At 57.5% G+C, this 20,490-nt stretch carries 18 protein-coding genes and 2 tRNA genes; 14 read left to right on the top strand and 6 right to left on the bottom strand.

Translation table 11 applies throughout. From position 1 onward, the window contains the following. Positions 1 to 4: 4 nt before the first annotated feature. The 6 genes from gltX (at position 5) to QMG40_RS03550 (ending at position 6,613) form a co-directional block, all read left to right on the top strand. Positions 5 to 1,513: a glutamate--tRNA ligase gene (gene gltX / locus QMG40_RS03575; RefSeq protein WP_283527969.1), complete on the top strand. Its 1,509-nt coding sequence runs from the start codon at positions 5 to 7 to the stop codon at positions 1,511 to 1,513. Positions 1,514 to 1,518: 5 nt separating this feature from the next. Next, on the top strand, positions 1,519 to 2,307 hold the full coding sequence (locus tag QMG40_RS03570) for an HAD family hydrolase (protein WP_349361597.1): 789 nt from the start codon (positions 1,519 to 1,521) through the stop codon (positions 2,305 to 2,307). Between the two features lie 128 nt (positions 2,308 to 2,435). After that, positions 2,436 to 2,507: transfer RNA gene (locus QMG40_RS03565), tRNA-Gln, on the top strand. Positions 2,508 to 2,596: 89 nt separating this feature from the next. Next, a tRNA-Glu gene (locus tag QMG40_RS03560) sits at positions 2,597 to 2,669 on the top strand. Positions 2,670 to 3,134: 465 nt separating this feature from the next. Further along, a complete protein-coding gene (locus QMG40_RS03555; RefSeq protein ID WP_459252944.1) occupies positions 3,135 to 5,003 on the top strand; it encodes a dynamin family protein in 1,869 nt (622 codons plus the stop codon). Beyond that, complete coding sequence (locus QMG40_RS03550; protein WP_283527964.1) at positions 5,000 to 6,613, top strand: GTPase; 1,614 nt, start codon at positions 5,000 to 5,002, stop codon at positions 6,611 to 6,613. The genes QMG40_RS03555 and QMG40_RS03550 overlap by 4 nt, the downstream gene beginning before the upstream one ends. A 119-nt stretch (positions 6,614 to 6,732) precedes the next feature. On the opposite strand, the gene QMG40_RS03545 is transcribed toward QMG40_RS03550, so the two are convergent. Together QMG40_RS03545 and QMG40_RS03540 are read right to left on the bottom strand one after the other, a co-directional pair. Further along, positions 6,733 to 7,269, bottom strand: coding sequence for a DUF1697 domain-containing protein (locus QMG40_RS03545; RefSeq protein WP_283527962.1), 537 nt, complete (start codon positions 7,267 to 7,269; stop codon positions 6,733 to 6,735). A gap of 33 nt (positions 7,270 to 7,302) precedes the next feature. Continuing rightward, positions 7,303 to 8,022, bottom strand: coding sequence for an IclR family transcriptional regulator (locus QMG40_RS03540; protein WP_283527960.1), 720 nt, complete (start codon positions 8,020 to 8,022; stop codon positions 7,303 to 7,305). Between the two features lie 250 nt (positions 8,023 to 8,272). Between QMG40_RS03540 and leuC the strand changes: the two genes are divergently transcribed. Both leuC and leuD read left to right on the top strand, forming a co-directional pair. After that, positions 8,273 to 9,706, top strand: coding sequence for a 3-isopropylmalate dehydratase large subunit (gene leuC / locus QMG40_RS03535; protein ID WP_283528620.1), 1,434 nt, complete (start codon positions 8,273 to 8,275; stop codon positions 9,704 to 9,706). 12 nt (positions 9,707 to 9,718) lie between these two features. Next, positions 9,719 to 10,318: a 3-isopropylmalate dehydratase small subunit gene (gene leuD / locus QMG40_RS03530; protein WP_283527958.1), complete on the top strand. Its 600-nt coding sequence runs from the start codon at positions 9,719 to 9,721 to the stop codon at positions 10,316 to 10,318. Between the two features lie 144 nt (positions 10,319 to 10,462). Here the strand turns inward: leuD and QMG40_RS03525 are convergent, their stop codons facing one another. Next, positions 10,463 to 11,452, bottom strand: coding sequence for a hypothetical protein (locus QMG40_RS03525; RefSeq protein ID WP_283527956.1), 990 nt, complete (start codon positions 11,450 to 11,452; stop codon positions 10,463 to 10,465). 312 nt (positions 11,453 to 11,764) lie between these two features. On the opposite strand from QMG40_RS03525, the gene murA reads away from it, so the two are divergent. From murA to QMG40_RS03505, 4 genes are all read left to right on the top strand, one after another. Next, entirely contained in the window at positions 11,765 to 13,111 is a 1,347-nt protein-coding gene (gene murA / locus QMG40_RS03520; protein ID WP_283527954.1) for a UDP-N-acetylglucosamine 1-carboxyvinyltransferase, read from the top strand. A gap of 69 nt (positions 13,112 to 13,180) precedes the next feature. Further along, entirely contained in the window at positions 13,181 to 13,996 is an 816-nt protein-coding gene (locus QMG40_RS03515; RefSeq protein ID WP_283528618.1) for a lysophospholipid acyltransferase family protein, read from the top strand. Continuing rightward, the gene (locus QMG40_RS03510; RefSeq protein WP_283527952.1) at positions 13,993 to 15,030 is read left to right on the top strand and encodes an NAD(P)H-dependent glycerol-3-phosphate dehydrogenase; all 1,038 of its coding nucleotides are present in this window, start codon (positions 13,993 to 13,995) and stop codon (positions 15,028 to 15,030) included. The genes QMG40_RS03515 and QMG40_RS03510 overlap by 4 nt, the downstream gene beginning before the upstream one ends. Positions 15,031 to 15,033: 3 nt before the next feature. Next, complete coding sequence (locus QMG40_RS03505) at positions 15,034 to 16,170, top strand: D-alanine--D-alanine ligase family protein (RefSeq protein ID WP_283527950.1); 1,137 nt, start codon at positions 15,034 to 15,036, stop codon at positions 16,168 to 16,170. Positions 16,171 to 16,223: 53 nt separating this feature from the next. Here QMG40_RS03505 and QMG40_RS03500 read toward each other — a convergent pair whose 3' ends face one another. Both QMG40_RS03500 and QMG40_RS03495 read right to left on the bottom strand, forming a co-directional pair. Next, positions 16,224 to 16,541 (bottom strand): hypothetical protein, encoded by a 318-nt coding sequence (locus QMG40_RS03500; protein ID WP_283527948.1) that lies wholly within the window; start codon positions 16,539 to 16,541, stop codon positions 16,224 to 16,226. Positions 16,542 to 16,827: 286 nt separating this feature from the next. After that, the gene (locus QMG40_RS03495) at positions 16,828 to 17,301 is read right to left on the bottom strand and encodes a DoxX family protein (RefSeq protein ID WP_459252943.1); all 474 of its coding nucleotides are present in this window, start codon (positions 17,299 to 17,301) and stop codon (positions 16,828 to 16,830) included. Positions 17,302 to 17,488: 187 nt separating this feature from the next. Here QMG40_RS03495 and QMG40_RS03490 point away from each other — a divergent pair, with 187 nt between their 5' ends. Further along, positions 17,489 to 18,643, top strand: coding sequence for a class I SAM-dependent methyltransferase (locus QMG40_RS03490; protein ID WP_283527946.1), 1,155 nt, complete (start codon positions 17,489 to 17,491; stop codon positions 18,641 to 18,643). A 7-nt stretch (positions 18,644 to 18,650) separates the two neighbouring features. Here QMG40_RS03490 and QMG40_RS03485 read toward each other — a convergent pair whose 3' ends face one another. After that, positions 18,651 to 19,106: a DUF3515 domain-containing protein gene (locus tag QMG40_RS03485; protein ID WP_283527943.1), complete on the bottom strand. Its 456-nt coding sequence runs from the start codon at positions 19,104 to 19,106 to the stop codon at positions 18,651 to 18,653. A 158-nt stretch (positions 19,107 to 19,264) separates the two neighbouring features. On the opposite strand from QMG40_RS03485, the gene QMG40_RS03480 reads away from it, so the two are divergent. Then, on the top strand, positions 19,265 to 20,293 hold the full coding sequence (locus QMG40_RS03480; RefSeq protein WP_283527941.1) for an LCP family protein: 1,029 nt from the start codon (positions 19,265 to 19,267) through the stop codon (positions 20,291 to 20,293). Positions 20,294 to 20,490: the final 197 nt, after the last annotated feature.

The raw sequence follows: 20,490 nt of genomic DNA, 5'->3' as shown, positions 1-20,490 counted from the left end.
CATCATGACTATTGCTGCCTTAATTCCCACTGTTACCGCCGAAACTCCCGTCAGGGTCCGGTTCTGCCCGTCACCCACGGGAACCCCCCACGTTGGCCTGATCCGCACGGCCCTCTTTAACTGGGCCTACGCCCGGCATACCGGCGGAAAGATGATCTTTCGCATCGAAGATACCGACGCCAAACGTGACAGCGAAGAGAGTTACCTCCAACTCCTTGATGGGCTCAAGTGGTTGGGTATCACCTGGGATGAGGGAGTTGAGGTTGGTGGGCCACACGAACCGTACCGTCAGTCGCAGCGCGGTGATATCTACACGGACGTCATTGCCAAGCTGGTGGCCGGCGGGCATGCATATGAGTCTTACTCCACACCTGAAGAAGTTGAATCTCGTCACAAGGCAGCTGGTCGGGACGTTAAGCTTGGATACGACAACTTTGACCGTGACCTCACACCCGAGCAGATTTCTGCTTTCAAGGAGGAGGGCCGGCAACCAGCGCTGCGCTTGCGCATGCCTGATACCGACATCACGTTCACAGACTTGGTCCGGGGCGAGATCACCTTTAAGGCAGGATCAGTCCCGGACTACGCAATTGTTCGCCCCAACGGTGCGCCCCTGTACACGCTGGTAAACCCTGTTGATGATGCCCTCATGGGTGTCACTCACGTGCTGCGCGGGGAGGATTTGCTCTCCTCAACACCCCGCCAGGTAGCCCTTTATGAGGCGCTATATGCGGTGGGTGTGGCGAAGTACATGCCCCTGTTCGGTCACCTGCCCTACGTGATGGGCGCCGGGAACAAGAAGCTTTCCAAGCGTGACCCAGAGGCGAGCCTGTTCCTGCACCGCGATCATGGTTTCATTCCAGAAGGTCTGCTGAACTACCTGTCCCTGCTGGGGTGGTCGCTCTCCGCCGATGAGGACATTTTCACCGTTGAGCAGCTGGTAGAAAACTTCGATATTCATGACGTCTTGGGCAATCCGGCGCGCTTTGATATCAAGAAGGCTGAAGCCATTAACGGCACGCACGTGCGCCTGCTCGATGGCATCGATTTCCGCAACCGGCTTGTGCCATATTTGCAGGCGGCAGGTCTGGTAGGCGAGACGCTCTCAGCTCGCGAAAACGAGATTCTGACCGAAGCTGCGCCGTTAGTCCAGGAGCGCATCACCTTACTCGGTGAGGCGCCTGAGATGATTGCCTTCCTTTTCAAAACCGACGACGGCGTCGACGTCGCCGACGATGCACTCAAGGGCATGCCGGAGAACCTAAGTGAGGTGCTGGATGCTGCGCTGGCCGCACTGGAACCCCTTGAGGATTGGAGCGCCGAAGGTATTCAGGCGTCCTTGAAGAGCGCACTTGTTGAGGGCCTGGGCATTAAGCCACGCTTCGCTTTTGGCCCCGTGCGCACCGCCCTATCGGGACGCAAGGTCTCCCCGCCGCTATTTGAGTCCATGGTCATCCTGGGTAAGGAATCCACCCTGACCCGTCTGCGGGCTTTCAGGAGCTCTCGGTCTTGATCCCTGTGGCGCCAATCGACAGTCTTGATCCCGCCCCGTTCCCGGGGCGGGTCAAGGGTGTTTTATTTGACATCGATGAGACATTAGTTGATTTGTACCGAGCCATGGCGGATGCCATGGTCTTCGCCTCGGAGCGGCTGCTGCCTGATTTCACGGCTGCTGATTGGGAGGATTTCGCTGCCCTGTACATGGCTGATCCGCTTGAGTACTATGACCGCTATGTTGCCGGGGAGTTCACCTTTGCTCAGCAGCGAGGTTTGCGAGCCAGGGTTGTGTTCGACAAGTTGGGGTTCCTGGAATTTAATGACGCCGTTGAGCAGCGTTGGATCTCCGATTTTGAGACAGCGCAACCACAATCAATCCAGGCTTTCGCCGACGTAGTACCGCTGTTGGATGCCCTGGACGCCGCCGGAATTCCATATGGCGCCGTCAGCAATAATGTCCATGATTACCAGCGAACCAAGCTGGATGTGGCCGGGCTGAGCCGCATAGAGGTACTTATTGGCATCGACACGGTCAATGTTTCCAAGCCAGATGCGGCCATTTTCCTTGAAGGCTGTAGACAGCTCGGTACAGTGCCGGAGGAGACTATGTATGTAGGCGATAATTTTATGGTCGACGGCGTTGGTGCAGCGAACGCGGGCATGCACAGTGTGTGGTTAAACAGGAGTGGCAAGGTGGCTCCCGACGTCTCCGAAGGTGACGCATCGGTGGCGGCCGGGCTGCGTGTTGTTACCGATCTGGATCAAGTGCATTCCTTGTTGGGACTGCACACTCACGCCGCACGAGTGTGATGTACCGCTCGGCCTAAAGCACCATTACCGTTTTGGAGTTCAGCAAACTCTCGGGTATAGTTTTATCCCGGCGCGAGGGCCGTAGAAACCTTGGGGAAACCCGCGGGTTTCAGCCTGCGTGCAGCCATTGGGATATGGTGTAATTGGCAACACATCGGTTTCTGGTACCGACATTCTAGGTTCGAGTCCTGGTATCCCAGCGCTTGTAAAAGCCGCCTTTCATTTGGCGAGTGAGGCAGACTTCAGGTAATATTCTTGAAGTTCGTTGAGCAAGAAATGAATGTATTAGGGCCCCATCGTATAGCGGCCTAGTACGCTGCCCTCTCACGGCGGTAACGCGGGTTCGAATCCCGCTGGGGTCACAAAACAAAGGCCGGGAAGCTGAAAGGCTTCCCGGCCTTTTGCTTTCCCATGACGCTCGCTCACTCCACGTCGTTTTTTCCGTGACGCTCGCTCACTCCGCGTCGTGTAAATCCTGACGCTCGCTCACTCCGCGTCGTTTAAATCATGGCACTCGCTCACTCCGCGTCGTGTAAATCCTGACGCTCGCTCACTCCGCGTCGTTTAAATCATGGCACTCGCTCACTCCACGTCGTTTTTAAACCGTGATCGATTTGCGCCATCCCAAGTCAAATAGGACCTGACAACAACTGAGCGAGCGTCCCGAAAAAGTCAACATAAACTGAGCGATCGTTGAAGAAAACACGACGTGGAGTGAGCGAGCATCGGATTGAGAGACGGACCACAAGGGGTGCCTGTTGCCCACGGATCTTCAAATAGCGTCTGCCAATACCCTGTACCTTGCCCGGAACTGGCATGATAAAGCTGTGAGCCCCTCCGATTTGAGTCACCCAAGCGAGAATAATGCGAGCAGCGCGAGTACGGCCGCTGCCTCGGCAGAGCAGTCCGCTGAGCAGGAAGCAGCTGTTGGGCTGCTTGAGCGTGTGCGGACCGAGCTGGCCAAGCTGGTCCTTCCACTGGAATTGCCAGGTGTAGAGCAAGCCCGCGCCACGGCGTCGTCCGCTCTGGGCCAGCTGGATGACTACATCCTGCCCAGATGGCGAAGCTTAGATGCTCCTCTGCTAGCGGTTGTAGGAGGTTCAACTGGGGCTGGGAAGTCAACGCTCGTGAATGCGCTGATGGGCCATCCTGTGACTCGGTCCGGCGCGATTCGGCCCACCACACGCCAACCTATACTGCTACACCACCCCGACGATGCCCCGTGGTTCACCTCCTCGCGGGTGCTACCGACACTCCATCGCGTCCAGGGCGGACGTGTAAAGGACAACACTCCTGCATCCCGTGCAGGTGTAGCCCCGGATGCTGGCGCTATGACTTCGCTGGTACTGGTCGCAGATCCGGCAGTTCCCGCCGGTGTCGCCATCCTTGATGCCCCTGATGTGGACTCCATCTCAGATGACAACCGCCAGCTGGCGGGGCAACTTCTGGCGGCTGCGGACCTCTGGCTGTTCGTTACAACCGCCAACAGGTACGCCGATGCTGTGCCTTGGAAGCTTCTTCTTGACGCGGCCTCGCGAGACATTACAGTGGCAGTCATCCTGGACAGGGTTCCGGCAGGTGCCGAACAGGAGATTGCTGCAGACCTGCAGGAAATGTTGATCCGAGAAGGCCTATCCGGAGCGGAACTGTTCGTTGTGCCGGAATCGAATCTGGATGAGATGGGCATGCTCCCATCCGATGCCGTGGCACCGATCACGAGCTGGCTTGACCAAATTGGCAGTGATGCTGCAGGCCGGGCCGAGATTGTGCGCCGCACGCTTAACGGCACGGTCCGCTCACTGAGTGACCGGCTGAACTCGTTGGGTTTGGCAGTGCAAGCCCAACAGGACGCCAGCAGGCAACTTGAAGCAGACGTTCACGCCGCTTTTGCTGACGCCTCCACCCGCATCAGCAAGGCAACCAGTGATGGCAGCCTACTCCGAGGGGAAGTACTCGCCCGCTGGCAGGATTTTGTGGGCACGGGTGAATTCTTCCGGGCCCTTGAAAACGGTATCGGTCGTGTACGTGACAGAATTGGTGCCTTCTTCAAGGGGCAACCGCCACCGGCCGTCAAAGTTGAGGTGGCTATTGAAACGGGCTTACAAGCTGTCATTGTTGACCAAGGCGCCCGAGCATGCGAAGACGCTGATCAACGTTGGCGGGCAGATCCGGCAGGTCGCCAGCTTCTGGCCATGGACGACCTCTCCGGCGTGAGCCCAGATTTTGCCACAGAAGTTGCCGCTGAAATCCGGACGTGGCAAGGCGAAGTCATGGCATTGATTCGGGCCGAGGGTGCTGCGAAGCGCTCCCAAGCCAGATGGTTGTCCTTTGGTGTCAACGGGCTGGGCGTCATTTTGATGATAGTAGTTTTCTCCTTTACCGGGGGACTGACGGGAGCCGAAGTGGGAATCGCGGGAGGGACCGCCGTCGTAGGTCAAAAACTCTTGGAAGCCATCTTTGGTGAAGATGCCGTACGGCGTTTGGCCAAAGAAGCCAAAGAATCGTTGGATATGCGTTGTGATGGTCTGCTTGAGCGACAGCAGCAGCGGTTCCTCAGCAGGCTAGGATCGGCGGAAGGCGCATCTGATCCACTGGTGAAGCACCTTGACGAGCTAGCTGCGCAGCTTAGCGACCTCGGTGCAAGGGACGGTCAGCGTGGTCGAAGAAGCCGCAGTGATGAAGGGAAGCGAGCATGAGTCGGCATCGTCTGACACGTGCTGAGTCAACGCTGGATCGACAGCTTGTAGGGCTGAATCAGGCCCGAGAATTGGGGGAGGGGCGCCTTGACGACGGTGCTTTGGCGCAGGTTTATGCTGTGCTTGAGCGCGCCACGTCCAGACGTTCGCTCAGCGCCGATCACACGGTTGTTGGTTTTTTTGGTGCTACCGGCAGCGGAAAATCCTCGTTGTTCAACGCGGTTGCCGCCACGGATGTTGCCAGGGTTGCTGTGCGCCGCCCCACCACCAGTGAACCGCTGGCAATGGTGTGGAGGGCGGAGGGCAGCGCGCCGCTGCTGGACTGGCTTGAGATCGCAGATCGCCGGGAAGGTGACATTGTTCCCGGATTGACGGACGACGGCGGCGGGTTGGTGTTACTTGACCTGCCAGATTTCGATTCGGTCCAGTTGAGTAACCGGAGTATTGTTGAGCGTCTTGCCGGGCAGGTAGATGTTTTGGTGTGGGTTGTTGACCCGCAAAAATACGCCGACGCCACCATCCACAACGACTTTATTAGACCGTTTTCCACTCACGCTTCGGTGACACTTGTGGTGCTGAACCAGGTGGACAGGCTAGCCATTGCCGAAGTGAAACCCGTGCTTGAATCCTTGGCCGCAATTTTGGACCGTGACGGGTTGGGCAAAGTGGTGGTGTCCGGGGTTTCGGCTGTGACAGGCGAGGGAGTGCTTGAACTTCGCCGTAAAATTTCCGCCGTGGTTAAAGCTAAAGCTGCTAAATCCGCTCGGTTGGCGGCCGATGTTGCTGTGGCCGCTCAGCAACTCTCCGACGCGTCCGGGGGAGGGGACGCTGCTGGGGTGCACCAGCAGGATAGAAAGGCGTTGGCTGCTGGGCTGGCCAACGCAGTGCACGTTGAAACGGTTGTCTCTGCCGTGCAATCCTCCTACCGGTTGGAAGCTACCAAGAAAACAGGCTGGCCGGTGACTCGCTGGTTGTCGCGATTGAGGAAGGATCCGCTGCGCAGGCTGAGCCTGAGGCGCGGCGGGGCCTCCGAGGTGAATAGGACCTCGATGCCGCCGCCTGGATCGGCTGAGCTGGCCCAAGTGGATTCCTCGGTCCGTGATTTTGGCGATGCAGCCAGTTCGGGCGCGCCGGGCCCGTGGCGGGCATCGATCAGGGCCGCTGCCCGCAGTAACCGGGCCGCGTTACCTGACGCACTGGATCAAGCAATGGCGGGCACGGATTTGAAAGCTAACACGCGAGCGTGGTGGTGGCCGGTATTTGGGCTCATCCAATGGTTTGCGCTCCTGGTTGCGGTGGGGGGACTGGTATGGCTGGGCACGCTTGCAGTGCTGGGATATTTCCAGCTTCCCGTCCCTGATGTACCACAGGTTGAGGGCTGGCCCCTGCCTACGCTGATGGTGCTCGCCGGTGTTGTGTTGGGGATTTTCCTTGCCCTGACAAGCAAGTTCCTGGCCCTTGCCGGGTCTAAAAGTCGTGGCGCTCAGGCTCGACGGCGGTTGCGTGCCAGCATCGCTGCAGTTTCAGATCAGCTGATTATTCTCCCAACCGAGGCAGAGATTGCCCAATACCGTGAGTTTCAAGAGGCGCTGAATCTCGCTCGTACCTGAGGTCCTTAACCGCACGTATCTGCCCGGCGGCGCCCCCACTACCCGCGGTTGAGGTTGGAGATGATCTCACCCCTTCGTTCCTCCGGGGTGAGATCATCTCCAACCTCAACCGTGTTGTGTTAACCCTCAGTCATCGCGTCTCGGCACTTCAGCAACGTGCGCAGGTTGCGGGTCGTTGTTGTACTTTTGTAGCGGGGCCTCGCCGACAGCTTGCTGAACGGGCTGTCCAAGGTGCCTCCCGTTGTTACCGGCCAAGCCAGAGCTTCGGGGCTAAGCCTGGCAAGTTCCACCCCGGGTAGCTCCATTCCGTGCCGGACGAGTTCATCCAACACTGCCGAATCGGAGGATAGTGTCAGGTAACAGTGGCGCTCTGGGCTATCAGCTGGCCAGGGGCACGCCTCGATGATGGATTCCAGTTGTGGCTTGTTTAGGACAACAACCCACGCGTCATAACCAAATTTCTCACGCAAGAGGGCCTCTATCCAGGACTTTATTTCCGGGACGGAGGCCTCTGCCGTGCAGACCACATTGCCGGAGGCCAGAAGAGTTTTAACCTTAGCCAAAGGCAGTGTAGCGAGGGCTGCGCGGAGCTCGGCCATCTTCACATTGATTCCACCGACGTTGACCCCACGGAGGAACACAGCGTATTGGCTCATGCGCAAACCATACCTGAGTTGGGAAATATGCTGCTAGTGGGTGCTCTTGCGCAATGCCTCGGTCAGGATACGAGAGGCATTGCAAACAATTTCTGCGTGCAGGCGACCGGGCTGGCGTGTGAGCCGCTCGATGGGGCCGGAAATGGAGACAGCCGCGATGACGCGACCTGAAGGGCCGCGCACGGGGGCTGAAACTGAGGCCACTCCGGGCTCGCGTTCACCAAGGCTCTGGCCCCACCCGCGACGGCGGACTCCGGCCAGAACCGTGGGAGTGAAGCGGGCATTTTGCAAGCCCTCGAGCAGACGCTCGTGGTCTTCCCATGCCAACAAGACTTGTGCGGCTGAACCAGCCTTCATTGTGAGCTGGGTGCCCACGGGGATGGTGTCGCGCAAACCGATGGGCCGTTCCGCGGATGCCACACAGACGCGGGAATCGCCCTGGCGGCGGAAAATTTGAGCGCTCTCCCCGGTGGAGTCGCGCAATTGCAGCAAAACAGGGCCGGCAGCTGCAATGAGCCGGTCTTCCCCAGCTGCCGAAGCTAGTTCAACTAGGCGGCTGCCCAGCACAAACCGCCCTTGCATGTCCCGGCTGACGAGCCTGTGATGTACCAAGGCTAGTGCCAGCCTGTGCACGGTGGGCCGGGCCAAACCGGTGGCCGCTACGAGCTGGGCCAAAGTTGTAGGTCCGGCTTCCAGTGCATCAAGCACAAGAGCCGCTTTGTCGATTACGCCAACGCCACTAGAATTGTCCATGTAATGATATTGACGTCTCAGCATGTGAGATGCAAATCGAAGAATTGGCTTCCCTCAGGATGAGACTGGAACAGTGGAAGCATACAAGTCAACGATTCTGCGTATGGTCACCTCAGATTCTACGTGAGGACCAGGCTTTCAAGCGCAGATTCAATAATGGAAGGGAGCTGCTGTGAGCGAGTCAACCACAGCCCATACAGTGGAGAACGCAGCAGTGGAAGTAGCAGCGGGAACCTCTGCCCCGCGCAAGATCGCGAAGACGCTGGCCGAGAAAGTTTGGCGTGATCACGTCGTTACTCATGGTGAAGGTGAGGGCAATGCCGCCCAGCCAGACCTTTTGTACATCGATCTTCACTTGATCCACGAAGTCACTTCCCCACAGGCATTCGAGGGTCTGCGCTTGGCTGGTCGTCCGCTTCGTCGCCCTGACCTGACCATAGCAACGGAAGATCACAACACTCCAACATTGGCGATCGATAAGCCGATTGCGGATCTGACCAGCCGCACCCAGATCATGACTTTGCGTAATAACTGCGCCGAATTTGGTGTTCGCCTGCACTCCCTTGGTGATGCAGAGCAAGGGATTGTGCACGTTGTGGGTCCTCAGCTGGGCCTGACTCAGCCGGGAATGACGGTTGTCTGTGGCGACTCCCACACCTCAACCCATGGCGCGGTTGGTGCTTTGGCGTTTGGTATCGGAACTTCTGAAGTCGAGCACGTCATGGCTACTCAGACACTGCCGCTGAAGCCGTTCAAGACCATGGCCATCAACGTTGAAGGGGCACTGCGCCCCGGTGTGACCTCCAAAGACATCATTCTGGCCATCATCGCAAAGATTGGAACCGGTGGTGGGCAGGGTTACGTTCTGGAATACCGTGGTTCAGCTATCCGGGCGCTATCCATGGATGCGCGCATGACCATTTGCAATATGTCCATCGAAGCTGGCGCCCGTGCAGGAATGATCGCCCCGGATGAGATCACTTTCGAGTACCTCAAGGGCCGTCCACACGCACCAGTCGGGGATGAGTGGGATGCGGCTGTTGAGTACTGGCGGTCACTGACCACCGAGGACGACGCCGAATTCGACGCCGAGGTGTTCCTGGACGCCAACACGTTGGATCCGTTCGTCACTTGGGGAACCAACCCGGGCCAAGGAGTGTCATTGAGCGATAGCGTGCCGTTCCCATCCGACTTTGGTGATGAGAACGCCAAGGCTGCCGCGGAGCGTGCGCTGACCTATATGGATTTGGAACCGGGTACACCCATGAAAGAGATCCGTGTTGACACGGTATTCCTAGGCTCTTGTACCAACTCCCGGATCGAAGATTTGCGAGCAGCCGCGGATATTATTCGCGGGCGCGAAAAGGATCCGAACATCCGCATGCTGGTGGTACCGGGCTCCGCCCGCGTGCGTCTGGAGGCAGAAGCTGAAGGGTTGGATAAGGTCTTCTTGGACTTTGGTGCCGAGTGGCGCTTTGCGGGTTGTTCCATGTGTTTGGGTATGAACCCGGACCAACTAGAACCGGGGGAGCGCTGCGCCTCAACCTCCAACCGCAACTTTGAAGGACGTCAGGGAAAGGGTGGGCGTACCCACCTTGTTTCTCCGGTGGTGGCAGCTGCCACCGCTATTCGCGGGACCCTCAGTGCCCCGTCTGATATAGATCAGCCAGCTTTCGTAGCGTAAGGAGCTAAGACAATGGAAAAGTTCTCCACTCACACCGGTATTGGTGTCCCGCTGCGCCAAAGCAATGTTGACACAGACCAGATCATCCCCGCTGTGTACCTCAAGCGGATCACCAGGACAGGGTTTGAGGATGCACTGTTTGCCAGCTGGCGCAAGAATCCGGAATTCATCCTGAACCAGGAACCGTTCAACCGTGGCTCCGTGTTAGTAGCTGGTGCCGACTTTGCTACAGGATCCTCACGTGAACATGCTGTCTGGGCACTGAAGGATTATGGTTTCAAAGCCGTGCTCTCATCCCGTTTCGCCGATATTTTCCGCGGCAACTCCGGCAAACAGGGACTTGTTGCTGCAGAACTGGCACAAGATGACATTGAATTAATCTGGAAGGTCCTGGAGCATGATCCGGGCACCGAGATCACAGTGGACCTGGTATCCAAAATGGTCACAGCTGGTTCGGTTGTAGCGCCGTTTCAGATTGATGACTACACCCGGTGGCGTTTGCTTGAAGGGCTTGATGACATTGGTCTGACCCTGCGTGACGAACCAGCCATCACCGCGTTTGAGGCTACTCGCCCTGCGATCAAACCAACCACGCTGCCAGCCAAGGTCTGATTGGTTCCATGAGTTTGACACTCTGCGTAAGCTCATGAGCTTTGTACTCACGAATTGCCGGTTTGCCCGTGGGGCGGGCCGGCAATGCGCGTTAAGGTCATAACTACGCCACGGGCTGCGCTGCGCGCAACCGCACAGCGGCAGCTAGGGGTGCGGCCCTGGTATGGCTCCAGTTAGGCATTGCGGCAGGCCCGCGCTGCGGAGCAGGGTGATCAGTTTCTGCGGGTTCTCCAAATCTGCCCATTCCCACCTGAGCACGTTGTAGCCCAATGCCCGGAGGCGGTTCTCACGGTTTTTCTCCTCAATGACAATCTGTGCCGGCGTTCTTCCCTTCAGGAATCTCTGGGCTGAATACTTTTCATGTCCATCAAACTCGCCCATGGTCTTAAATTCTTCCCAGAGGAAGTCAGGGTCTCCGATGGTGCCGCGAGCGTCGCTGAACCTCTTCTGAAGCACAGGTGGGTGGAAGCCGTGCTGGATCATGATGGCCCGGCTCCATGATTCTCCTGCCGAACCGGACCTGCTATCGGCGAAATTAAGCGCCCGACGAGTCTTTCGTTGTTGACTTCCGCTGATCAGCCGCGCCAATGATTCCTCCACCTCTACGTTGCGAATGCAGCGAGCGTATTCAACTGGCACAGCCGGGTACGCTTGTGGGTTCATAAGCCTGTCCATTGCGGCCAGACCCTGAGCAAATGTTCCAGAGGCGGCCAAATCACGGGCCGTTTCAACGAGCGACGTTGTCAGTAGGCCATCTATCCGCCACGGTTCGGGATCCCCGGGTACGGGATTATGCCTGCGCACTCCGTTCTCGTTTCGACCACCGGCGCAGGCGGTTGGTAAGACGCAATGGACATCGTGGGTTCTTTGCAGTGTTGGCAGACCCAGAATGCTTGCCGCCGATTCACGGCTGAACACGGGGGCGGATTGGGAAGAATCATTCACAGCCTGAATCAGGGTGCGGTAACGATGCCACGGTTTGAGGGACTTCCACACTTCTGCTGGTAAGTAGAAACCGCGCCGGACCCGAATGACTTCACCTCGTGTGCTTAGGCGAGAGAGACGGGTGGCGCCATGTTCGTCGTCGAACGGGTCAGATTTAGCGAGCCATGGTGGAGGCAGGAAATGTTCCATGGCTTGATTCTTGCCTCCCAGAAGGAGCTGAAGCAGCCGATTATTCCAAGATGTGCGTCAGGGGCTGCTGCGCTGCGGCTGTGGAGGAATCAACCGGACCCGGAGACCAGCACCAACGCAGCATTCCGGTGATAATGGCAGGTGTTCTGGATTCTCGCGGGCGGCACACCACCCGCGAAAATCCACACCACCCGCCGCTGACAGCAGCAAGCCCAAAAGTCGCCGTTTCAGCTTATGCATCCGAGAAACTATGCTTGTCAGTGACCATCGCGCTGTACGGCTGCCGGTGGTGGAACCGAGGATTGGATGAAGATGAGCAGGATTCTAACGGTCCGTGGTGGTGTTCCACTGAAGGGACGCGTCCAGGTGAGGGGTGCCAAAAACCTTGTCCCCAAGGCGATGGTGGCAGCTCTGTTGGGCAATTCACCCTCAATTTTGCGCAATGTCCCGGAAATTAAGGACGTCGAGGTCGTCACCTCGTTGCTGCAGCTCCATGGCGTCACCGTTGACAAAGACTCCGTCACAGGAGACCTGACAATGGATCCGGCCAACGCCAAGCAGGCCAACACTGCGGAGATCAACACGCACGCCGGTGATTCCCGCATCCCCATTCTGCTGTGCGGACCGCTGATTCACTCCATTGGGCATGCTTTCATCCCGGATCTGGGCGGCTGCAAGATCGGTGACCGGCCCATCGATTATCACTTGGAAGTGCTGCGCAAGTTTGGCGCTGTCGTGGATAAAACAACAGGTGGCATCTCCATCTCGGCACCCAATGGTCTGAAGGGCACAAAAATTAACCTGCCCTACCCCAGCGTGGGGGCAACGGAGCAGGTGCTACTCTCCGCAACACGTGCGGAGGGCATTACCGAACTCAGCGGTGCCGCCACCGAACCTGAAATAATTGACTTGATTGCCATCTTGCAAAAGATGGGTGCCATCATTTCGGTTCAGACGGATAGGACCATCCGTATTGAGGGCGTGGATGAGCTCACCGGCTACGACCATACGGCCCTGCCAGATCGCAACGAATCAGCCTCATGGGCCTCGGCGGCCCTGGTCACAGGCGGTGACATCTATGTCCAAGGTGCCAGCCAGCGAGACATGATGACGTTCGTAAACACTTTCCGCAAGATCGGCGGTGGCATGGACATCCATGACGACGGCATCCGTTTCTATCACAAGGGTGGTTCGCTGAAGCCGCTAGTTCTGGAAACTGACGTTCACCCGGGCTTCATGACCGATTGGCAGCAGCCACTGGTGGTGGCATTGACTCAGGCAGAGGGCGTTTCCATTGTGCACGAGACTGTGTATGAGAACCGTTTTGGTTTCACTGAGGCTTTGGTACGTATGGGGGCCGGCATCCAGCTCCACCGCGAGTGTTTAGGTAGCATCCCGTGCCGCTTTGGTCAGCGCAACTTTGTCCACTCGGCCGTGATCTCAGGGCCAACGCCGTTAAAGGGCGTGGACATTGATATTCCGGATCTGCGTGGCGGATTCAGCCACATGATCGCGGCACTGGCTGCGCAAGGGACATCAACCGTGACAGGTATTGATGTGATCAGCCGGGGTTACGAGCACTTTACGGCCAAGCTTGATGGTCTGGGCGCCGATTTCGACGTGCATGAAACATCCAAGAACGCAAGGAATGCAGGGTAGATAACTGTGAGCAATGATCTTCCGGAGCCGGGCAAGGCAACACATAAGCGTCCCTACAAACCCAAGAGCATGACGCACCGTACGCGCTTTAATTTTGCGATCATCGCCGGGATTGCCCGTAGCCTGATGAACGTTGCAATCGGGAAACAATGGTATGGCCTGGACCGCCTGCCGTTGGATGAGGGTTTCATTGTGGTACCCAACCATTACTCCGAAATTGATCCCATCGTGGTGGGGCACTTGCTGTACAACCAAAATATTATGCCGCACTTTTTGGCTAAAGATGGATTGTTCAATAATCCGGTGCTTGGTGCTGCTCTGCGCGGTGCGCAGCAGATTCCGGTGGAGCGTGCCGGTGCCGGTGCAGGTAAGTCGCTGGTGGCCGCTAAGAAAGCGCTCGATTCCGGCAACGCCGTCGTTATTTATCCTGAAGGCACGCTGACCCGCGATCCTGATCTCTGGCCTATGAAAGGCCGGACAGGTGCGGCACGGCTTGCCCTGGCGACGGGGGTCAAGGTGATCCCCATAGTTCATTGGGGTGCCCAGGAAGTGTTCCCGCGTTATGCCAAGAGTTTCAAGATTTTCCCTCGCAAGAAGGTGAAGGTTGTAGTTGGCAATCCTGTGGATCTAAGCGCCTTCGCCGGGCGGAGCGCGGACAAGGCCACACTCGAGGCGATGACTGCGACCATTATGAAGGACATCACCTTGATGGTTCAGGACCTTCGTGGTGAGCAGGCGCCGGAGGAGCTTTGGGATCCGGCAGCCCACCAGCAGTCGGCCCACGGACGGTTTGTGGAGCGAGGTTCCGACTCGAGCCACAAGCCCGTCAATAGAGAGAACATTAACAACGACGCCGGAACAACAGAAAGTGGGGACCTCCAGTGAGTTATGTGGATGGCAAGGCGCCACTCAAGACAGCAGTTTTGGGTGCCGGCAGCTGGGGAACTACTTTCGCAAAAATTCTTGGGGATGCAGCCGCGGGCACGGATCGAAAGATCGTGCTCTGGGGCCGTCGTCAAGAAGTTGTTGACCAAATAAATAACCAGCACCGCAACCCGCGCTACCTCTCAACCACCGAGCTGCCCAGCAACATCAGTGCCTCGGTCAATGTTGAAGATGTCCTCAAGGACGCCGAGCTCGTGGTCCTGGCAGTGCCCGCACAAAGCTTACGTGAGCAGCTGCGGGGGTGGGCCGGGTACATTTCCAAGGACGCCGTCGTCGTGAGTTTAATGAAGGGACTGGAGCTGGGTACCGATCAGCGCATGTCCCAAGTCATCGAAGCCGAACTTGGGCTGAGCCCTGACCGCGTGGTGGTGATTTCAGGTCCAAACCTGGCCATGGAAATTGCTCGCCAGGAACCAACAGCGTCGGTTGTTGCGTGTGTGGATGAGGACACAGCAAAATGGGTTGCCACCGTGTGCAAACCGCGGTATTTCCGCCCCTACACCATTAACGATGTGGTGGGTGTTGAGATCGGTGGAATCGTGAAGAACGTGATCGCGCTGTGCGTGGGTATTTGCGAGGGCCAAAAGGTGGGCGATAACACCAAGGCCTCCGTCATCACTCGCGGACTGGCCGAGACCACGCGGCTGGCTTTGGCGTTGGGTGGAAAGGCTGAGACCATGGCGGGGCTGGCGGGACTGGGGGATCTGGTAGCCACCTGTTCCTCGTCCTTGAGCCGAAACCACACGGCCGGTCGCATGCTGGGGGAGGGCCTCACCCTCGATGAGGTCAATAACCGCATGACCCAGACCGCTGAGGGTATCAAGTCCGGGCGTGCCGTTTCGGATCTTGCGGCGAAGATGGGCGTGGACATGCCCATCACTAACGCCGTTGTGGGTGTGCTTGAGGGTAGGCTCACTGTCGATGATCTGGGCCCGCTGCTGCTAGCCCGCCAACTCAAATCCGAAGGCGATTAACGCGTGAGTACCGATTCCCCCGCCATCACTGCGCCTATCCGTGTTGCCATTCTTTTTGGCGGGCGTTCCAGTGAGCATGCTGTCAGCTGTGTAACGGCTGCCGGTGTGCTGGGCGCCATTGACAGGACTAAGTACGACGTCGTTCCTATCGGTATCGCTAAAAGCGGACAGTGGGTTTTGGCTGGCGAGGACATCGAAGGGTGGTCCCTTGCCGAGGGTGACTCCCCGGAGGTTGCATCGGGGGTTCAGACAGTCTCGCTGGCGCACCTAGGCGGCGGTCACCAGCTGGTGGTTTCGGAGGCGGCTAAGTTGCCAGAGGAACTTGGTTCCGTGGATGTGGTGTTCCCGCTGTTGCACGGACCCTGGGGAGAAGACGGCACTATTCAGGGGCTATTGGAGTTGAGCGATACCCGCTATGTTGGGGCGGGGGTGCTGGCCTCGGCCATCGGCATGGACAAGCACTTCATGAAGGTGGTTTTTGCCGCTGCTGGCCTGAGCGTTGGGCCATACGTTGCCGTCACAGACCGTCAGTGGACTGTGGACCCGGCGAAAGTTCGCGAACGCGTGGCAGCACTGGGCTTTCCCGTGTTTGTAAAGCCGGCCCGTGCTGGTTCGTCAATGGGTATCTCTAAAGTCGATTCTCTAGATAGCCTTGATGCGGCGATTGAGGCAGCCCGTGAGCACGATCTTAAGTTGGTGATTGAGGCCGGGATTGTGGGCCGCGAGATTGAATGCGCCGTCCTGGAAGGCCGCGGGAACAATGCACCACGGGTATCCTTGCCGGGTGAAATCGCCATGGTGGACGGTGCCCACCACGAGTTCTACGACTTTGCCGCCAAGTACGTCCAGGGCAACGCAGTCAACCTGAGCTGTCCGGCGGAGATGCCTGAGGCGGATATTGCCCGGGTCCGGGAACAGGCTGCGCAAGCGTTCGATGCGGTAGGTGCAGAAGGCCTTTCCAGGGTGGACTTCTTTTATACGGCTGATGGTGAATTGATTATCAATGAGATCAACACCATGCCCGGCTTCACCCCGAGCTCCATGTACCCGCAAATGTGGGAGGCTTCGGGGCTGAGCTATCCGGAACTGATCGACGAGCTGCTCCAGTTGGCTCTGCAGCGCAAGGTGGGCCTCCGCTAGCCCTGCCCACGCTCGCTCACTTAACGTTGCTTTTTTGCCGACGCTCGCTCACTTTACTGCTTGTCCACCGCCACGTAGATGCTTCCAGCACTTGTTGGTGTTGGGGGAACGCTGATCGTCAGGGATTTCGATGGTACCGAGTCAATGACGTGAGCTACCGAATCGCAGGCCACGGATAGTGTGTCCGGGCCCACCTGCAGAGTTGAGCTGGAACCTCCGTTGCAAGCGATGATGACTCGCACAATTTCAGGGGCTCCGGTGAGCAGAGGGGTATTGTTAACACCCGCCTTCCTGGTGTTGCCAACCGCTGCCAGGCTGTGATTATTGGGTGAGCCGAGAATTTTCTGGACGGCCTCTTTGAGCTCTGCCATGCCAGCGGGTTCTGCCGTGGCATTTTTGGTTGATTCGCTAGAATCGGGACTTGTGCTGGAACCGCTACTAGTTCCGGTGCAACCGGCTAACAATAGACCGGATATTACTGTGATGGCAAGAAGCTTCTTACGGCTAACATTATTTTTAATAATAGCTCCAGAATGATTCGTTGGTACTCGTTGTATTTCTTAACTGATCTTTCAACCTAGCAGTGAAAAAGCAGCAACTAACAGTCGGTTTCGGTCTTGGCCCAACCCACCAGCGAGGTCCTGCCACCGCCAACGTTCAGCGCTTCCTGGGCCGGTCTCGCCAAGCTCCGGTGCCAAAGAGAGCCGCGGCAACAAGGAGGGGCTGGAAGAATAACCGGACTAGTCGTTTGGTGTCGGTGTCCAGCCCAAATCCGTTCCTTGCGTCCAACCACTGGGCAATATTGCCGGGAAATACAGAGATGAAGAACAGCGCCACTACCCATCCCACCGGAACGCGGCGCCGTGCCAACAGTACGAGAGTGGCGCCAAGGGTGATTTCAACAATTCCCGAGGCAACAACCACAAAGTCGGGGTCTACCGGCAGAAACTCCGGCACCTGCGCTTGAAATTCTGTCCGGGCCACCGTGAGGTGGCTGATTCCGGCGAATAGAAGCAGCGCCCCCAAAATCATGCGAACCGCTGTGCGTGGTTTAGACGTGGAAGGTTTTGGTTCGATCAGCCGGGCAAGGAACCCTTTGGACTGCGCATTGACCTGAGGCAGAGCGTTCATGGGTGTAACCTTTCGAGGGAATTGTGCCGAAGACTCTAGTCTTTCAAAGAATCCTCCCGCGCAGTACTCTCTCCACACCGCAGCCCAAGCCAGGGCCAAAGAATCTACCCAGCTCACGGGCTAAACTGAAGACTGAACATTTCTGCGGCTGCATTAGCCGGCATTCCCTCAAGGAGCCCCTTCGCCCATGACCACTGAGCCATTGCAGCCAGCCCCTACTTTGAGCTGGACGCAGGGGGAGGAAGATCATTCGGCGCGCTGGTTTTCTGCCAGCGGAGCCAACCCTCCCAAAACTGTGCAGGTGGTGGATGACTCCCTCACCGCCGACGACGCTTACCGCCTTGCTGCCCAGGGCACAGCTATGTTGTGGCGGGGCGATTATCACAATGCCCGCCAGCTACTCTCGGCCATTGCCAGACGCCTGCCCGTTTTTTCAAGGCACGACGGCGAAGATGTCGCCAAAGCTTTCTACCGCTACCGACAAGGGCGGACACAGCGCGCACGTATGCTTGGGCTTTTACTTGTCCCGTTGGAGGCTGGCACACATATAACAGCACCTACCGTTGCGCTTCGCCGTGCACCCGACGTAGCCGCTGCATGGCTTGCTGCGGCTGGGCCGGTGGAATCACACACTGTGGCGCCGCTGCAAGATGTGCTTGGGGCCGTGGGTGCTTTTGAATGGCGCCGGAACGGTTTGTTTGTGCAGGAACTAGATGCCCTCATCCACCCGCACTACGGGACATTTGCGCCAATTCGCAGTGAATACTTGGCGCTGGTGACGCAAGCTGTTCTGCCATCCACCGAGCTGGCCTTTGATATCGGCACAGGAACTGGCGTCTTGGCGGCTATCTTGGCCCAACGAGGAGTCAAACGTGTGGTTGGGACCGACAGTGAACCACGGGCCATCGCCTGCGCGCAGGAGAATCTGGAGAATCTGGGACTCAGCAGCTCTGTTGACTTGCAACTGACAGACATGTTCCCAGGAGGTCGGTCACCGCTGGTTGTGTGTAATCCACCCTGGTTGCCGGGGACGGCTAACACGTTGCTGGATAACGCGGTTTATGATCCTAAATCGCGCATGCTCAGAGCATTCCTGGCCGGATTGACGCGGCACCTTGAGCCCGGGGGAGAGGGATGGCTGATCATCTCCGACCTGGCCGAGCATTTGGGGCTGCGCTCAAGAGAGGACTTGATGACCTGGATTGAAAATGCTGGGCTTGAAGTGATTGACCGTATGGACACGTCTGCCAGGCATCCCCGCTCCATGGATACCAGCGACCCGTTCTATGCTGCACGCAGCAAAGAAGTCACATCTCTTTGGAAACTGGGAGCGAAAGCTTAGCGCGCTCTCACAGGCATGCACCGTTGGCCGGGATCTTGGAAACGGCTGCAGATATTTCTGACAAAACCGTATCTGATGGGACAGTGTTATCTTCAAACACTAGCTCTGTGGCCGGTGTACGGCCATAAGTGGTGATGGTCCACGTTGTTTCCTTTTCTTTGAGTACCCAGTCCACGCCGTTGACGGCGACACATTTATCAGTGGTGGGGCTGGGTACGGCAACGCCGCATCGCAGGACTACAAGCGAGGGATCTCCCCACGCAGCAGTGGATTGGCTGGTGGTGGTACGACGCTTGGAGCCAGCCAGGGAGTCCGGTAGAGCCACCATCATCGATGCGCAGGCGGGATTGTTGGCATCCTCGGCCTCAGTAATTGTCACCGAGGGTGAGCAGGCGGTAAGAGCTAAGAGGGCTACAGCAGCAAAAGGCACGGCGGTCCGCCATGAGCGAGAAATCAGAGGCATGCCTGAAGCTTATCTGCTCAAGCGCTGAAGGTCTCTTCCACTAAGAGTGCGTGTATGACGATCAATCACGAGTGAACTTTGTCATAAAAAGCAGGAAAAATCGTACAGGTAAACGTTTCTTCCGCAAGCGCCCAGAATCACATGGCAGGATAACGTCCATGATTCCTGAAACCGATTCGGCCCAGCCCTCAGGCACCCGGCGACGAAGCAAAACCAGACGCAATGTCCTGTTTGCGTTCCTCGGGCTCTTCCTGGTTGCCGCAATTATCGGTACTGTCTTCGTCGCGAACCTTGCGCGCAGCTTTGACAGCAAGACGGAACATATCGCTAACGCGTTCCCTGACGAGGCTTCGCGTCCTGCCAAGTCAGCCTCGGATGCCATGAACATCTTGATGCTGGGAAGTGACAGTCGCGGCGACTCTTTGGACATGGCTGGAGCAGGGGAAGCCTCAGACCAACGCTCGGACACCATGATGTGGGTGCATATCCCAGCGGACCGGAAGAACATTGTCATGATGTCGATCATGCGGGATACCTGGGTGGACATTCCCGGCGTTGGAGAGGCAAAGATCAACGCGGCCATGGCCTATGGAGGGGTTCCGTTGGTGGTCCAAACACTCGAAGGTCTCTTTAAACAGCGCCTTGATCATGTGGCGATTGTAAATTTTGACGGCTTCAAAGCCATCACCGATTCACTGGGTGGAGTGCAAGTGGATGTGCCACTGTCATTCACCACAGCTGATGATAAGTTCACGTTTGAAGCCGGTCCCCAGGTGATTGACGGTGATCAGGCTCTTGCCTTTGTGCGTGAGCGCTACGCTTTCACCGATGGTGATTACCAGCGGGTGCGCAACCAGCAGCTGTTCCTTAAGGCAGTCATGAACACGGCGCTGACCCCGGCCAATCTGACAAATCCCGTAAAAATCAATGAACTTGTCAACAAGGTGGCCCCATCTTTGACAGTTGATTCTGAACTGAACTCGGGTGCCATGGGCGCCTTGGCATTGAGTCTGCGCGACGTGCGCGGATCAGATGTGAAAGCTTTCACACTGCCAACCCTTGGTACCGGCACAAGCGCTGACGGGCAGTCTATTGTTTTGCCGGACGATGCCGCCATCGCGGCTATCTCAGAAGCGCTTTCCAACGATTCACTCGTTGCCTATATGCGGGGTTCGGGGCTGGGATAGGCGCCGGAGGGCCAAGGAGTCCGGGCAAAAAAGTGGGCATTCCGCGCGGCTCAACTTTTTAGTGAGCACTACAAATGGGCTGATTGAGTCACGATCTGACATTTTTTATGGGATGATCGAGTCTGGGAATCCAACAACCATGCCCTGATGGTGCCGGTTCTTTCCGGAATCAGTTGAGCTAACCAGGGCAAAATAAT

The organism is Arthrobacter antibioticus, from assembly GCF_030063205.1.
Classification (GTDB): Bacteria; Actinomycetota; Actinomycetes; order Actinomycetales; family Micrococcaceae; genus Specibacter.
This window is presented reverse-complemented; position numbering and strand designations above follow the sequence as displayed.

Bases quoted from the DNA above. Each gene is read 5' to 3' on its own strand.
- QMG40_RS03525 (WP_283527956.1), bottom strand. From the start codon at position 11,452: ATGGAACATTTCCTGCCTCCACCATGGCTCGCTAAATCTGACCCGTTC.
- QMG40_RS03485 (WP_283527943.1), bottom strand. From the start codon at position 19,106: ATGCCTCTGATTTCTCGCTCATGGCGGACCGCCGTGCCTTTTGCTGCT.
- QMG40_RS03480 (WP_283527941.1), top strand. From the start codon at position 19,265: ATGATTCCTGAAACCGATTCGGCCCAGCCCTCAGGCACCCGGCGACGA.
- leuD (WP_283527958.1), top strand. From the start codon at position 9,719: ATGGAAAAGTTCTCCACTCACACCGGTATTGGTGTCCCGCTGCGCCAA.
- QMG40_RS03495 (WP_459252943.1), bottom strand. From the start codon at position 17,301: ATGAACGCTCTGCCTCAGGTCAATGCGCAGTCCAAAGGGTTCCTTGCC.
- gltX (WP_283527969.1), top strand. From the start codon at position 5: ATGACTATTGCTGCCTTAATTCCCACTGTTACCGCCGAAACTCCCGTC.
- QMG40_RS03515 (WP_283528618.1), top strand. From the start codon at position 13,181: ATGACGCACCGTACGCGCTTTAATTTTGCGATCATCGCCGGGATTGCC.
- QMG40_RS03500 (WP_283527948.1), bottom strand. From the start codon at position 16,541: ATGGCAGAGCTCAAAGAGGCCGTCCAGAAAATTCTCGGCTCACCCAAT.
- QMG40_RS03540 (WP_283527960.1), bottom strand. From the start codon at position 8,022: ATGGACAATTCTAGTGGCGTTGGCGTAATCGACAAAGCGGCTCTTGTG.
- QMG40_RS03550 (WP_283527964.1), top strand. From the start codon at position 5,000: ATGAGTCGGCATCGTCTGACACGTGCTGAGTCAACGCTGGATCGACAG.
- QMG40_RS03545 (WP_283527962.1), bottom strand. From the start codon at position 7,269: ATGAGCCAATACGCTGTGTTCCTCCGTGGGGTCAACGTCGGTGGAATC.
- murA (WP_283527954.1), top strand. From the start codon at position 11,765: ATGAGCAGGATTCTAACGGTCCGTGGTGGTGTTCCACTGAAGGGACGC.
- QMG40_RS03490 (WP_283527946.1), top strand. From the start codon at position 17,489: ATGACCACTGAGCCATTGCAGCCAGCCCCTACTTTGAGCTGGACGCAG.